Annotated in this window: 13 protein-coding genes; 2 read left to right on the top strand and 11 right to left on the bottom strand. The window is 61.4% G+C overall.

The annotated features are described in order from the left end of the window. Window positions 1-54 precede the first annotated feature (54 nt). A complete protein-coding gene (locus HHL21_RS10565; protein WP_169465502.1) occupies window positions 55-1,536 on the bottom strand; it encodes an aldehyde dehydrogenase in 1,482 nt (493 codons plus the stop codon). Between the two features lie 172 nt (window positions 1,537-1,708). Between HHL21_RS10565 and HHL21_RS10560 the strand changes: the two genes are divergently transcribed. Then, window positions 1,709-3,145: a high affinity choline transporter 1 gene (locus tag HHL21_RS10560; RefSeq protein ID WP_169465500.1), complete on the top strand. Its 1,437-nt coding sequence runs from the start codon at window positions 1,709-1,711 to the stop codon at window positions 3,143-3,145. Here the strand turns inward: HHL21_RS10560 and HHL21_RS10555 are convergent, their stop codons facing one another. The 3 genes from HHL21_RS10555 to HHL21_RS10545 all read right to left on the bottom strand — a co-directional run bounded on the left by HHL21_RS10555 (window position 3,146) and on the right by HHL21_RS10545 (window position 6,848). Further along, complete coding sequence (locus tag HHL21_RS10555) at window positions 3,146-4,567, bottom strand: aspartate aminotransferase family protein (protein ID WP_169465499.1); 1,422 nt, start codon at window positions 4,565-4,567, stop codon at window positions 3,146-3,148. A 26-nt stretch (window positions 4,568-4,593) separates the two neighbouring features. Further along, window positions 4,594-5,964 (bottom strand): glutamine synthetase family protein, encoded by a 1,371-nt coding sequence (locus HHL21_RS10550; protein WP_169465807.1) that lies wholly within the window; start codon window positions 5,962-5,964, stop codon window positions 4,594-4,596. Window positions 5,965-6,086: 122 nt separating this feature from the next. Further along, on the bottom strand, window positions 6,087-6,848 hold the full coding sequence (locus tag HHL21_RS10545) for a gamma-glutamyl-gamma-aminobutyrate hydrolase family protein (RefSeq protein WP_169465496.1): 762 nt from the start codon (window positions 6,846-6,848) through the stop codon (window positions 6,087-6,089). Between the two features lie 260 nt (window positions 6,849-7,108). Between HHL21_RS10545 and gabD the strand changes: the two genes are divergently transcribed. Further along, complete coding sequence (gabD, locus tag HHL21_RS10540; RefSeq protein ID WP_169465494.1) at window positions 7,109-8,563, top strand: NADP-dependent succinate-semialdehyde dehydrogenase; 1,455 nt, start codon at window positions 7,109-7,111, stop codon at window positions 8,561-8,563. Window positions 8,564-8,566: 3 nt separating this feature from the next. Here gabD and HHL21_RS21685 read toward each other — a convergent pair whose 3' ends face one another. The 7 genes from HHL21_RS21685 to dnaJ all read right to left on the bottom strand — a co-directional run bounded on the left by HHL21_RS21685 (window position 8,567) and on the right by dnaJ (window position 13,895). Then, window positions 8,567-8,719 carry a hypothetical protein gene (locus HHL21_RS21685; RefSeq protein ID WP_229496299.1) on the bottom strand — a complete coding sequence of 51 codons (153 nt, stop codon included), beginning with the start codon at window positions 8,717-8,719 and terminating at the stop codon, window positions 8,567-8,569. After that, window positions 8,713-9,177 carry a DedA family protein gene (locus HHL21_RS10535; protein ID WP_229496297.1) on the bottom strand — a complete coding sequence of 155 codons (465 nt, stop codon included), beginning with the start codon at window positions 9,175-9,177 and terminating at the stop codon, window positions 8,713-8,715. Before HHL21_RS10535 ends, HHL21_RS21685 begins: the two co-directional genes overlap by 7 nt. A 95-nt stretch (window positions 9,178-9,272) precedes the next feature. After that, entirely contained in the window at window positions 9,273-9,668 is a 396-nt protein-coding gene (locus HHL21_RS10530; protein ID WP_229496295.1) for a nuclear transport factor 2 family protein, read from the bottom strand. A 185-nt stretch (window positions 9,669-9,853) separates the two neighbouring features. Continuing rightward, window positions 9,854-11,260: a hypothetical protein gene (locus HHL21_RS10525; protein WP_169465492.1), complete on the bottom strand. Its 1,407-nt coding sequence runs from the start codon at window positions 11,258-11,260 to the stop codon at window positions 9,854-9,856. A 394-nt stretch (window positions 11,261-11,654) separates the two neighbouring features. Then, entirely contained in the window at window positions 11,655-12,026 is a 372-nt protein-coding gene (locus HHL21_RS10520) for a nucleotide pyrophosphohydrolase (protein ID WP_169465490.1), read from the bottom strand. Next, window positions 12,023-12,703 carry a carbonate dehydratase gene (gene can / locus HHL21_RS10515; RefSeq protein ID WP_169465488.1) on the bottom strand — a complete coding sequence of 227 codons (681 nt, stop codon included), beginning with the start codon at window positions 12,701-12,703 and terminating at the stop codon, window positions 12,023-12,025. The genes HHL21_RS10520 and can overlap by 4 nt, the downstream gene beginning before the upstream one ends. 67 nt (window positions 12,704-12,770) lie before the next feature. After that, complete coding sequence (gene dnaJ, locus HHL21_RS10510) at window positions 12,771-13,895, bottom strand: molecular chaperone DnaJ (protein WP_169465486.1); 1,125 nt, start codon at window positions 13,893-13,895, stop codon at window positions 12,771-12,773. Window positions 13,896-14,004: the final 109 nt, after the last annotated feature.

The following is a 14,004-nucleotide window of genomic DNA, read 5'->3' as shown; positions in this document are numbered from 1 at the left end:
CCGTCATTCCCGTGGGGCCGCCGAGGCTTTCGCGGGACTGACGTTTGGCTTGCATCAGGCGATCTGGATCCACGTCGTCTTCAACTCGGTGTATTTGTCGAACGCGTGCAGCGACTTGTCGCGCCCGTTGCCCGACTGCTTGACGCCGCCGAACGGCACCGTGATGTCGTCGTTGTCGTACTGGTTCACGTGCACGGTCCCGGCCCGTAATGCGCGCGATACCTTGATCGCCTTGCTGATATCCGAGGTCCACACGGCTGCCGCCAGCCCGTACGGCGTGGCGTTAGCCTGCCGCACGGCCTCGTTCACGTCGGTGAAGGTGAGCACCGACAGCACCGGCCCGAAAATCTCTTCCTGCGCGATGCGCATGCTGTTGTCGACCTGGTCGAACAGCGTTGGCGCGACGTAGTAGCCGCCGCTATCCAGCCGCACCGCTTCACCGCCGGCGAGCAGCTTGGCGCCGCCGGCCTTGCCCGCCTCGATGTAGCCCATAACGGTCTTCATCTGCGCGTCGTCGACGATCGCGCCCATGATCGTGTCCTCATCGAGCGGATCGCCCGGCGCATAACGCGGGATCATCGCCAGCGCCTTCTCGATGAAGGCGTCCTTGATCGACGCTTCGACGAACAGGCGCGACGGCGCATTACAGCTCTCGCCCTGGTTGAAGTAGATCGAGCCGATAGCGGCGCTGACTGCCGCGTCGAGGTCGGGGCAGTCGGCGCAAACGATGTTGGCCGATTTGCCGCCCAGCTCAGTCCACGCGCGCTTCATGTTCGATTCGGCAGCCATGCGCAGGATCGCCCGGCCGGTGCGGGTCGAGCCGGTAAAGCCGATGCAGTCGACGTCCATGTGCGAAGCCAGCGCCGCCCCGGCTTCGTGCCCGAAGCCGGGCACCACATTGAACACACCGGGCGGCAGGCCGGCCTCGATGGCGATTTCGGCCATGCGGAGCGCGGTCAGCGGTGATTTTTCGGAGGGCTTGAGCACCAGGCTGTTCCCGGCCGCCAGCGCAGGCCCGATCTTCCACGCGGCCATCAGCATCGGGTAATTCCATGGCACGATGGCGCCCACCACGCCGACCGGCTCGCGCGTGACCAGCGCCAGCGAGTCCTCTCCGGTTGGCGCGATCTGGTCGTAGATCTTGTCGATCGCCTCGCCGTACCAGCGGATGCAGTTCGCCGCCAGCGCCACATCGACGTTCTGGCTGTACTTGATCGGCTTGCCCATGTCGAGCGTTTCCAGCAGCGCCAGCTCGTCGGAGTGCTTGAGCATCAGTTCGGCGAACCTGATCAGCACGCGCTTGCGCGCGGCCGGCGCCTTGCGCGCCCAGCGCCTGTCCTCGAAAGCGGCGCGCGCGGCGGCGACCGCGGCATCGACGTCGGCGCCGTCGCAGCGCGCCATCATGCCGAGCTTGCGCCCGTCGACCGGGGATACGTTTTCGAACTGCTGCCCCGAATTTGCCCACACCCGGTGCCCGCCGATGAAGGCGCGGCCGTCGATTTTCAATGCGCTGGCGCGCTCGTGCCACTGTGCCATGTATCGCTCCTGAATCTGATTACGCTCGAAACCCGCCTATAGCTTAACTGACAACGGAAATTCGGTGCGCGAGCCGGTTTTTTTGCATTTCCGCCGTCGATAAGCCCGCTTTCTACAGCTATAATCGCCCAATTTTCCAGTCAGCAAATCTCGCAGCGCGGAGCTCACCTACATGAACTACACCTTGATTACCTCTGTCGTGCTCTATCTGTTGGGTACGCTTGCATTGGGGGTATGGGCGGGCACCCGCATCAAGAACACCACCGATTTCGCCGTCGCGGGCCGCAGCCTGCCGCTGATCATGGTTGTGACCACCACCTTCGCCACCTGGTTCGGCACCGAGACGGTTATGGGCATTCCCTCGCGCTTCGTGCAGGGCGGCCTGAACGCCGTGGTGGAAGATCCGTTCGGCGCCGGCATGTGCCTGATTTTGGTCGGCATGTTCTTCGCCGCCAAGCTGTACAAGCTTAACCTGCTGACCATCGGCGACTACTACCGCCAGCGCTACGGCAAAGGCATCGAGGTGTTCTGCTCGGTCGCCATCATCATGAGCTACCTGGGCTGGGTGGCGGCGCAGATCACCGCGCTCGGACTGGTGTTCACGGTGTTGACCAACGGCGCGATGTCGGAGGCTGCCGGCATGATCGTCGGCACGCTCGCGGTGCTGATCTATGTGGTGGTGGGCGGCTTCCTCGCGGTCGCGCTGACCGACTTCGTCCAGATGATCGTGCTGGTGATCGGCCTGTCGATCATCGCGTTCTTCTCGGCCGAACTGGCGGGCGGCGCCGACCAGGTGTTCGCGATGGCCGACCAGGGCCAGTTGTGGCGCTTCCTGCCGCCGCCGACCTTTAACGATATTATTTTCTTCATCGGGGCAGGTGTCACGATGATGTTCGGCAGTATCCCGCAGCAGGACGTGTTCCAGCGCGTGATGTCGGCCAAGGACGCGCCGACCGCGCGCACCGGCGCGATCATCGGCGGCGCCAGCTACATCTTGTTCGCCTTCGTCCCGATGTTCATCGTCACCAGCGCCGTGCTGGTGATGGGCGACGCCGGTCTCGCGATGGCAAAGAACGACTACCAGCGCCTGCTGCCGACCTTCGTGATGACCAAGATGCCGCTGATTATGCAGATCATCTTCTTCGGCGCGCTGCTGTCGGCGATCAAGAGCACATCGTCGGCGACCTTGCTGGCGCCGTCCACCAGCTTCGTCGAGAACATCCTCAAGCACCTGCGCCCGGGAATGACCGACCGCCAGCAACTGTTCGCCATGCGCGTCACAATCGTGGTGTTTGCCGCGCTGGTACTGTCCTACGCGATTGCCATGCAGGGGACCTCGATCTACGAACTGGTATCGACTGCTTACCAGGTCACGCTGGTGGCCGCATTCGTGCCGCTGGTGGTGGGCCTGTACTGGAAGCGCGCGACGACGCAGGGCGCGATCATGTCGGTTGCGGCGGGGATGGCGACGTGGATCATCTTCTTCCCGCAGATTTCGAGCTTCGGCCAGCACTTCCCTGGCCAGCTGGCCGGCCTGATCGCCGCCTTCATCGGCATGTTCGCCGGATCGGTCCTGCCGCAGGCGCTGCAGGACCGCCGCGAAATCTGATTAGCGGAACAGGCCGCGCTGGCGCAGGTCGGCCAGCGTGGCATCCAGGGCGTCACGGATGCGCCCGACCATCTCGTCGATCTGCGCTTGCGTCATGACCAGCGGCGGCGCGATGATCATGCGGTCGCCGACGGCGCGCATGATGATCCCGTTGCTGAACATGTGGCCACGGCAGATCATGCCGACGCCATCGGCCGAGTCGAACGGCTCGCAGTCGTGCACCACCTCCGCCTTTTTACGCACCAGGTTCAGACCGGCGACGAAACCGCAGGCGTCAGGATGGCTGACCAGCGGATGGTCAGCCAGCGTCGCGAACTTCTGGCGCAGGTAAGGGCCGGTGTCGACCGCCACCGCGGTTACCAGTTGCTCGTCCTGGATAATGCGCAGGTTCTCCAGCGCCGCCGCGCAGGCCACCGGATGGCCTGAATACGTGAAACCGTGGTTGAAGTCGCCGCCCTTTTCGATCAGCACGCTGGCCATGCGGCTGCCCACCAGTACCCCGCCCAGCGGCACGTAGCCGGAGGTGACGCCTTTGGCGAACGTGATCAGGTCAGGCTTGATCTGCATGAGCTCCGAGCCGAACATGGTGCCCAGGCGGCCGAAGCCGGTGATCACTTCGTCGGCGATCAGCAGGATGTCGTACTTGTCGCAGATGCGCTGGATCTCCGGCCAGTAGGTCGCCGGCGGGATAATCACGCCACCCGCGCCCTGCACCGGCTCGCCGATGAAGGCCGCGACCTTTTCGGGCCCGAGATCGAGGATCTTCTCCTCCAGCCAGCCGGCGGCGACGATGCCGAATTCGGCTTCCGTCATGCCGCGGCCCGACTCCGCGTAATTTGGCTGGCCGATGTGGGCCACACCCGGAATCATGCCGCCCTGCGCGTGCATGCCCGCCATTCCGCCCAGCGCCGCACCAGCCACCGTGCTGCCGTGATAGCCGTTGTAGCGGCCGATGATGGTGTGGCGGTCCTTGTACCCCATCAGGTCCCAGTAGCGCCGCACCATGCGCACATTGGTGTCGTTGGCCTCCGAGCCCGAACTGGTGAAGAACACGTGCTTGAACTGCGGCGGCGCGATGCTGGCCAGCAGCGTGGCCAGCTGCACCGCCGGTACGTTGGTGGTGTTGAAGAAGCTGTTATAAAACGGCAGCGTCTCCATCTGGCGATAGACCGCCTGCGAAATACTGGTTCGGCCGTAGCCCACATTCACGCACCACAGGCCCGACATGCCGTCGAGGATCTTGTTGTCGTCCGAGTCCCACAGGTAGATGCCTTCGCCGCGCACCATCACGCGCGCGCCCTTGACGGCCAGCGCGGCATGGTCGGTGAACGGATGGATGAAGTGCGCCGAATCGAGTTCGCGCACGGCGCTGGTGTCGAAGTCCTGCTGGACCCCGGTTTTGGTTTCTGAGATTGCTGCCATGATGGCCTCCCGTTGTGCGTTCAGGGTCAGACGTGAAGCAGCAAATGCTCGCGTTCCCACGGACTGATGACAGTCATGAATTCCTGGTGTTCCAGGTCCTTGATGGCAGCGTACACGTCGATAAAGCGCTCGCCAAGCACGGTGCGCAGCTTGTCCTCGGCGCGCAACTGCGCCAGCGCTTCCGGCAGGCCTTGCGGCAGCTCGAACGGCATGTCGTAGGCGCTGCCGCCCATCATCGGGGTCGGTTCCAGCTGCTCGGTCATGCCGAGGTAGCCGCACGCCAGCGTGACGGCCAGCGCAAGGTACGGGTTGGCGTCGGCGCCGATGATGCGGTTCTCGACGCGGCGGTCCTGCACCCCGGATTCCGGCACGCGGAAGCCCACCGTGCGGTTATCGAGGCCCCACTGGATGTTGATCGGCGCCGCCGTGTGGCGCACGATGCGGCGGTACGAATTAACGTAGGGCGCGACGATCGCCATCGCCGACGGCATGTAGCGCTGCAGGCCGCCGATGTAGTGCTTGAACAGCGGCGACGAAGAACCGTCCTCGTTGCTGAAGATGTTCCAGCCGGTCTTGGCGTCGACCACGCTCTGGTGCACGTGCATCGCCGAACCCGGCTCGCCCGCCATCGGCTTGGCCATGAAGGTGGCGTACATGTCGTGTTTCAGCGCCGCTTCGCGCAAGGTGCGCTTGAAGTAGAACACCTTGTCGGCCAGGCCGAGCGGGTCGCCGTGCAGGAAGTTGATCTCCATCTGGCCGGCGCCGATCTCGTGGATCAGCGTGTCGACGTCGAGGTTCATCATTTCGCAGTAGTCGTAGATGTCCTCGAACAGCGGGTCGAACTCGTTGACCGCGTCGATCGAATACACCTGGCGGCTGGTCTCGGCGCGGCCGCTGCGGCCGATCGGCGGCTTCAAAGGCAGGTCCGGGTCGATGTTCTTGGCGGTGAGGTAGAACTCCAGTTCCGGCGCGACCACCGGCCTCCAGCCCTTCTCTTCGTACAGCTTCAGCACGCGGCGCAGCACCGTGCGCGGCGCGAAGTCGACCAGTTTGCCGTCGGCGAAATAGCAGTCGTGGATCACCTGCCCGGTCGGATCGGCGGCCCACGGCACCATCGTGATGGTGGTCGGGTCGGCCTTCAGGATCATGTCGCGGTCGGTGGCGGAAATGGCGCGGTCGTACGGGCCGTCATTGACCGGGTAGTTGCCCGTCACGGTCATGCCCAGCACCGCTTCCGGGATGCGCATGCCGCGGTCTTGCGTGAATTTCGCGCGCGGCAGGATCTTGCCGCGGGCGACGCCGGTCAGGTCGGGAACCAGGCATTCGATTTCGGTGACTCGCTTTTCATTGAGCCACAAATCCATATCGGTATAAGTAAAGTTTTCGCGAATTGCCATCATGCTCTCTCTAGTGTCATGCTCGGGGCGGCGGGCCGGCATCGGCCGCGCGCGCGTGGATCGGCGTGGATGAGAGCGGCGCTAGGGCACGCGGCAGGCGGCCCATTCCTGGCAGGGGTTCATCATTTCAGTCCCAAACGTCGTTCCTGGTACGCCTGGCACGCTTGCCCGAAAGCGCCGAACAGTTTCACCGAATCGGGGTTCTCGAGGAGGCGCCACTCCGGGTGCCATTGAAGCGCCAATGCAAACGGCGCCGACGGCACCGAGAACGCTTCGACCAGCCCGTCGTGGGCGGTGGCCTCAATGACGATGCCGACGCCGAGGCGGTCGATACCCTGGCCGTGCAGCGAGTTGACGACGATTTCGTCGACGCCGCCGAGGATGCGCGACAGCAGCCCGCCCGGGACCAATTCGATCGGGTGTTTCGGCCCGTACTGGTTGTCGAGCGAGTCGTCGGGATTTTCGCGGTGGTCCATCATGCCAGCCACTTCCTGCACCGCCTGGTGCAGGCTGCCGCCAAGCGCCACGTTCATTTCCTGGAAGCCGCGGCAGATCGCGAAGATCGGCACGCCGCGTTTGATGGCGGCGCGGATCAGCGGCAAGGTGGTGGCGTCGCGCGCCGGGTCGAGCGGCAAGGCTGGGTCGCGCACGTCCTGCGCGTAATAGCTGGCGTGCACGTTGGACGCAGAACCGGTCAGCATGATGCCGTCGGCACTGGCAAGCACGGTGTCGAGATCGAAGGCGTCGCCAAGCGCCGGCACGATCAGCGGTGCGCAGCCAGCTCCCTGGACAACTGCGTCGATGTACTTGTACTGGACGGCATGGTAGGGATGCTCCCCGATGTCGCGCATGCAGGCTGGAACGATAACGATGGGGCGGCGCATCTCTCACCTTTCCGTTAGTGTCGCGTTCAGCCCATCTTAAATCCTATCTCGACTGAACGCGAGTAGCTCTTGATCCACGTCAAAGTGTGACGGGTATGAAGGTAGAGCTTACCGGGAAGCGGAGAACAATGCCAACACTCAAGTTATCGCTTTGATTACTTTCTCAACGCCAACAATGTCCGGGGGCTGCCGCCAACCTGCAGCGTAAAAACGGGCTAGTATGTGATATCTGAACTGTCGAACATGATTGAGGAAATGCCATGCTGAACCTGAAAGACCCTTCCCTGCTGCGCCAGCAAAGTTTCATCGACGGCGAATGGTGCGACGCGGACGACGCCAGCACCATCGACGTGATCAACCCGGCGACGGGTGAGCGCCTCGGCACCGTGCCGCACATGGGCCAGGCCGAAACCCGGCGCGCCATTGAGGCTGCCAACGCATCATGGCCGGCGTGGCGCAAGAAGACCGCCAAGGAACGCAGCACGATCCTGCGCGCCTGGAACGACCTGATGCTGGCAAACGCGGACGACCTCGCCCTGATCATGACCGCGGAACAGGGCAAGCCGCTGGCCGAAGCCAAGGGCGAAATCACCTATGCGGCCTCCTTCATCGAATGGTTCGCGGAGGAAGGCAAGCGCGTTGCCGGCGATACGCTGCAGTCGCCATGGCCGGACCGCCGCATCGTTGTCACCAAGGAGCCAATCGGCGTGTGCGCGGCGATTACGCCATGGAACTTCCCTGCGGCGATGATCACCCGCAAGGTGGGCCCTGCGCTGGCTGCGGGCTGCCCGATCGTCGTCAAGCCGGCCGAGCTGACGCCGTTCTCGGCGCTGGCGCTGGCCGTGCTGGGCGAACGCGCCGGCCTGCCGAAAGGCGTATTCAGCGTGCTGACGGGCGACTCCAAGGCCATCGGCCTGGAGATGACCAGCAACCCGATCGTGCGCAAGGTCAGCTTCACCGGTTCGACCCAGGTCGGCCGCATCCTGATGCAGCAATGCGCGTCGACCATCAAGAAACTGTCGCTGGAGCTGGGCGGCAACGCGCCGTTCATCGTGTTCGACGACGCCGATGTCGATGCCGCTGTGGAAGGCGCGATCGCGTCGAAGTACCGCAATGCCGGGCAGACCTGCGTATGCGCGAACCGCCTGTACGTGCAGGACGGAATCTACGAGAAATTCGCCGAGAAGCTGGTCGCCGCAGTCGGCAAGCTGAAGGTCGGCAACGGCGTGGAAGCTGGCGTGACGCAAGGCCCGCTGATCGAGGAAAAGGCAGTGGTCAAGGTTGAGCAGCACATCGCCGACGCGCTGTCGAAAGGCGCGCGCCTGATGGCCGGCGGCAAACGCCACGAACTGGGGCACAGCTTCTTCCAGCCGACCGTGCTGGCGGATGTCACCACGTCGATGCAGGTGGCGGGAGAAGAGACCTTCGGCCCACTGGCGCCGCTGTTCCGCTTTACGACCGAGGACGAAGTCATTGCGATGGCCAACGATACGGAATTCGGCCTGGCCGCGTATTTCTATTCACGCGATATCGGGCGCGTGTGGCGCGTGGCCGAGGCGCTCGAGAGCGGGATGGTTGGCGTGAATACCGGCTTGATTTCGAACGAAGTCGCGCCGTTCGGCGGCGTCAAGCAATCCGGTCTCGGGCGCGAGGGATCGGTGTACGGGATGGACGATTACCTCGTCATCAAGTACATCTGCATGGGCGGCGTGTAAGGTTCAATCGGGCCGGCTTGCGGGTTCGGCCCGGAATGTCACGAGGCGATACAGGTACGCAACCAGGATTCCGAGGATGCCCTTGGAAAACGGATCGACATACTTCGCGACCGCCTCGTAGTTCGCTTCCAGGACGAATCCGGCGCCGGTCAGCACGCCGCACCACGCGAGCGAGCCAATCGTCGACCATGCGAGGAACAGCAGCGCGCGCATTTCCGCATGCCTGCCGGGATTGAGATCGAGGTGCGGATGGCTGGCAACAGGCGTCCAAACAATACTGCATTGGTGCCGTGCTTTTCGAAGGTCGCCAGCGACTTGTCCATTTCGTCGGGCGTCACGGTCAGCCACTGTCCCCAGCGCGCGGACAGACGGCGCAGGCGCTCGTGGCCGAATGCCTTGCCGGCATAGAACCACGGCAAGGTTCCGATGACCGAGCCTGCCGTTCCGGCCAGCAGCACACCTACCAGCCCAAGGTCGCCACGGGCGACGATGAAGCCGGCAAACGGCATGATCATTTCAGAAGGGACTGGCGGGAAGATGTTTTCCAGCCCCATCAAGAGGAATACTACGAGGTAGCCACTGCTAATGAGAAAATCGACGATGAATTCGAACATGGGTTTGGCTTTGTGTCGTTAGAACCAAGCCCGACCGTATCACTCTTTTAATTCGTCGTTCTGTTCGCTATCCCGCTTCCGCGACACTTCCCAAGTTAAATCGAAGCTCCTTGAGCACGCGCTAACGTGGTGCGGCCAGAAGCAAACGACGCCTTCTGGATACGTCCGCCGCTGACCTCGTAAACACACAGCATCTCAATTGTTCCGAGTCCCTCAGGGAAGTTACGCGTGATGATTTCGAAATCGACGACGACATTGTCCATCACCGTGCGCGAGATCAGCCGGGCGTGCAGGTCCGCCTCCTGGAACCGTAGCAGGAAGCGCGGACGCATCTGTTCGTGGCCGCGCGCCAGCAGGTCGCCGTGCAGTTGGTACTGCTCCGCATCAGGCGCGTAGGCGGCCATCAGGGCATCAATGTCGCGGGCATTGAAAGCGTCCAGCTGGGCCTGCACGGCTGCGATTGGTGAGCCCGATTGCATATTTTTATTCATTATTGTTCTTAGCTTTTTGCACCCCTGACCTCTGCGCGGCCCGTACCTCTAGGGTCCAAAAAAATCGGTCGCACGGCGAACGATCGGTGACATATATTCGCGCTAACGCACAAGGAATCACCGACGGGCATTCGCGCTCCCCTCCTCCATAGTTGGCATCGGGATGGCGTACAACCGTAACAAACCTACGAAAACAGAAGTCGGCTTATATCCCCAGCCGCGTTCAGTCCGCCCCGATGGTCGCTTCCCGATTTAGCCAGCGTAAACGTATATCGGTCATCGTCCCGATATACAAGTTTATTGTGCTTTCCCTGCTCGGTAATCGTAAATCCGATCATTTCAAGCTCCCTCTTTGTACGGTTATCCATACTCTGATACCCACGCAGGAGCTCTTTTATCTTTTCGCGATAGTTAGTCCTTCCTTCTGCGATTGCGTTTGCGGCTTGAAGCGCTTGAAGAACGTGGAGTCGGCGGCTATCTGCTGGGACGCGCGAAATTTCCGCCGAGATTGCGTCATGAACGATACCATGCAGTTCTCCATCGTAAAAATCGCGCTCTGCTCCGGTATTCAACGCCAGACCGACCGCTGCCGTTTCCTGCGCTTCGTATCGGCGGATTTCCGCTTTCAGTCGATCAATCTCCGATTCTGCTGCCTGGAGAGACGCAATTTTTGATTGAAGGTCGGCCTCGAACGCCTCAATATATTTATCAACCTCTGCGGATCCAACGTCCTTCAAAGCATTGATAAGCCGCCTTGATTTTAATTCTTTTACGGCTGCTAACGTACACCGGGTCAACGGCCTGCGGTTTATCATCGAAAGACGAATCTCGTCAAAAATCGCTTCGAGTAAATGGTCAGGCGTTTCGGTTCCCGGTCGCGCAAAGAACGAACGGCGCCCGCCTCCCTCTGGCCAATAAAGCGCAATCGTTCCTCCGTACGGATTCTTCCGCTGAACCTCTTCCATCAAGTTCAAGGAAAACGCTCGATCTGGCTCCACTACGACGTGGGCCATTCCGGCTAAATCCCTCGCCAGGTCATGGGGATCAACGAGGTGAACCCCGTTAAAAGCAGCACTTACATACACAATCGGCAAGTACGAACCCGTGTCGCCTTCGATGCACTTGGTTGCGAGGTCTAGCTCGGATTGGGTAAGAACTATTGGTGCAGCACCTACTTTAAAGGCACCATCGACTCCTCCACCGAATTTTTCCAATAGTAGCTTAACCAAAACCGGTTTTCGAGCGTTCGGTACTCTAGCTCTGGGATGGAGTGGCTCACACTCAACTCTTACGCTGATCCATGATGACGACGGCAAAATCGCAAGAACAACCGTCGATATCCACTCGAAATCCGCGTCTTGCTTTCTATAAGTTATCGCAACTGATTCGGTGTCCGCAGTGACCTCGGCCAGGGATTCAATTATTTCACTATCTTCAATTGCCTCCCAGCTTTCGCCAGCCCCGAGATCAGAAATGGCCTGAAATTTAAATCGAGTGTAGCGCGAACCTGAAATCCACGTTTTTACCAGATCGCAGAATTCTTGACGTGACACTGAGGGTGGCACAGGAAATTCGGTAGAGAATGACAGCATTACTTCCCCTTTCGTGGATCGCGAAAACTTCCATAAATAGTGCGCGATAATTCAGCCAAGAATAGCATCAAAACTGCAGTCTAGCCATCCGAAAAGATGATGCCAATGCTTAGAGGACGGGACGGATCACGTTAATGGCCACGTTATCCATAGCGCTTATGCGCTATGGATAACGTCCCACTATTTTGAGGGCTCCCGTAATTGATAGCCGAAATGGACATACTGGAATGCTAGGAGCTTGCGCCAAAGGACAGATACGCTACATTGGCGACGCGCGCATGAGTTAGTCACCGAATTGGGGACTCGGTCAGTCGTCGTCATCGTGTCAATGCCTTCGATGTTTAAGGCGCCTAAGGTATTCACAATAATTTCGCCCGACTAACCACCCTTCCTCTTATGGGTTGATACCTCGATCTTTGTATTCGTGATATTTGCGCGCGTCGCCACGCACCATATCGGCGGGATACTTGGCGCGGTTCAGCGCCATCTTTTCGATCACCGCTGCGCCGAGATCGACGTCGAGCTTGTCCGCAATGCGCACCAGGTAGACCATCACATCGGCCATCTCGTGGCGCACCTGTTCCAGCTTCGCTTCGCCGAGCTCCTCGCGCTGGCCGGCCTGCAGCCACTGGAAGTGTTCCAGCAGCTCCGCCACTTCCACCGACAGCGCACACGCCAGGTTCTTCGGCGTGTGGAACTGGTCCCAGTCGCGCTCGTCCACGAAGGTACGAACCGCGTCGCGAATGGCGTGCAGGTCGTTGCTCATTGCATCGATGCTTCGTACATTTCCATGCGCGCCTTCAGCTGCGGCGCAAGCTCTTCGGCGCCGCTGACGTTCATGCCGAGGTCGCGCAGCAAGCCGTCCTGCAGGCCGTACACCCAGCCGTGCACGGTCAGCGGCTGGCCGCGTTCCCACGCGTCCTGCACGATCGTGGTTTGGGCGACGTTGACCACCTGCTCGACAACGTTCAGCTCGACCAGGCGCTCCGCCCTTTCCTTGCTCGGCAAGACGTCGCCGAGGTAACGTTCATGCTTCTGGTTGACGTCCTGCACATGGCGTAGCCAGTTGTCGGCCAGGCCCACGCGGCGGTTGACCATCGCGGCGTGCACGCCCGAACAGCCGTAGTGGCCGCAAACGATAATGTGCTTGACCTTCAGCACGTCGATCGCGAACTGCAGCACGGTCAGGCAGTTCAGGTCGGAATGCACGACCACGTTGGCGATATTGCGGTGTACGAACAGTTCGCCCGGCGCCATGCCGAGCAGCTCGTTGGCGGGCACGCGGCTGTCGGAGCAGCCGATCCACAGGTATTCCGGGGTCTGCTGCGAGGCCAGGTTCTTGAAGTAGCCCGGGTCTTCGGCGACACGCGACGCGGCCCAGTCCTGGTTGCGCTTGAACAGTTCTTCGGTGGTCAGGCCGTGCGGTTTCTGGTCGTTGCTCATCTTATTTCCTTTGTTCGTAAAAAAACCGCTGGCCGCCCTTCGGCGCCAGCGGTTCGGTGATCGCTTCTTACTCGAAGAAGTCCTTGACCTTGTCCATCCATCCCTTGCTTTGCGGGCTGTGCTTGGCGCCGCCTTCGACCGTCAGGCGCTCGAATTCGCGCAGCAGGTCTTTCTGCTTGTCGGTCAGCTTGACCGGCGTCTCGACCACCACGTGGCAGAACAGGTCGCCCGCGTAGCCGGAACGCACGCCCTTGATGCCCTTCGACTTCAGGCGGAAGGTCTTGCCCGACTGGGTACCTTCGGGAATCGTAAACGATACCTTGCCCGACAGGGTCGGTACTTCGATCTCGCCGCCCAGCGTCGCCTTGACGAAGGAGATCGGCATTTCGCAGTGCAGGTCGTCGCCTTCGCGCTGGAACACGGCGTGCGGCTTGATGTGGATTTCCACATACAGGTCGCCCGGCGGTCCGCCGTTGGTGCCCGGCTCGCCGTTGCCCGACGAGCGGATGCGCATGCCGTTGTCGATACCGGCCGGGATCTTCACTTCCAGCGTCTTGTTGCGCTTGATGCGCCCCTGGCCGCCGCATGGCGCGCACGGGTCGGTGATGACCTTGCCGCTGCCATGGCACTTCGGGCAGGTTTGCTGGATGCTGAAGAAGCCCTGCTGCATGCGGACCTGGCCGTGGCCGGCGCACGTGGTGCAAGTGGTCGGCGAGGTGCCTGGCTTGGCGCCGCTGCCGTGGCAGGTGTCGCACTTGTCCCAGCTTGGTACGCGGATGGTGGTGTCGAAACCGTGCGCGGCCTGCTCGAGGGTGATCTCGAGGTTGTAGCGCAGGTCGGCGCCGCGGTACACCTGCGGGCCGGCATTGCGGCCGCGGCCGCCGCCGCCGAAGATGTCGCCGAAAATGTCGCCGAAGCTGTCGGCGAAACCGCCGCCGCCGAATCCGCCGCCGCCACCCATGTTCGGGTCGACGCCTGCGTGGCCGTAACGGTCGTATGCCTCGCGCTTTTCCGGCGTGGTCAGCATCTCGTAGGCTTCTTTAACTTCCTTGAACTTCTCTTCCGATTCTTTACTGTCAGGATTGCGGTCCGGATGGTATTTCATCGCGAGCTTGCGATAAGCCTTCTTGATCTCTTCTTCCGAAGCATTCTTGGCGACCCCGAGGATCTCGTAAAAATCACGCTTTGCCATATGTCGGGCACCTTGCTGTCTATCTGCTAACTTACTTCATCATGCAAAAAAACCGAGCCGCGAACCAAAAGGTCACCGGCTCGGCCATGTTCGTGGGCGCTGCCTTCGC

Origin of the sequence: Massilia polaris, assembly GCF_012927275.1 — a bacterium.
GTDB lineage: Bacteria > Pseudomonadota > Gammaproteobacteria > Burkholderiales > Burkholderiaceae_D > Telluria_A > Telluria_A polaris.
This window is presented reverse-complemented; position numbering and strand designations above follow the sequence as displayed.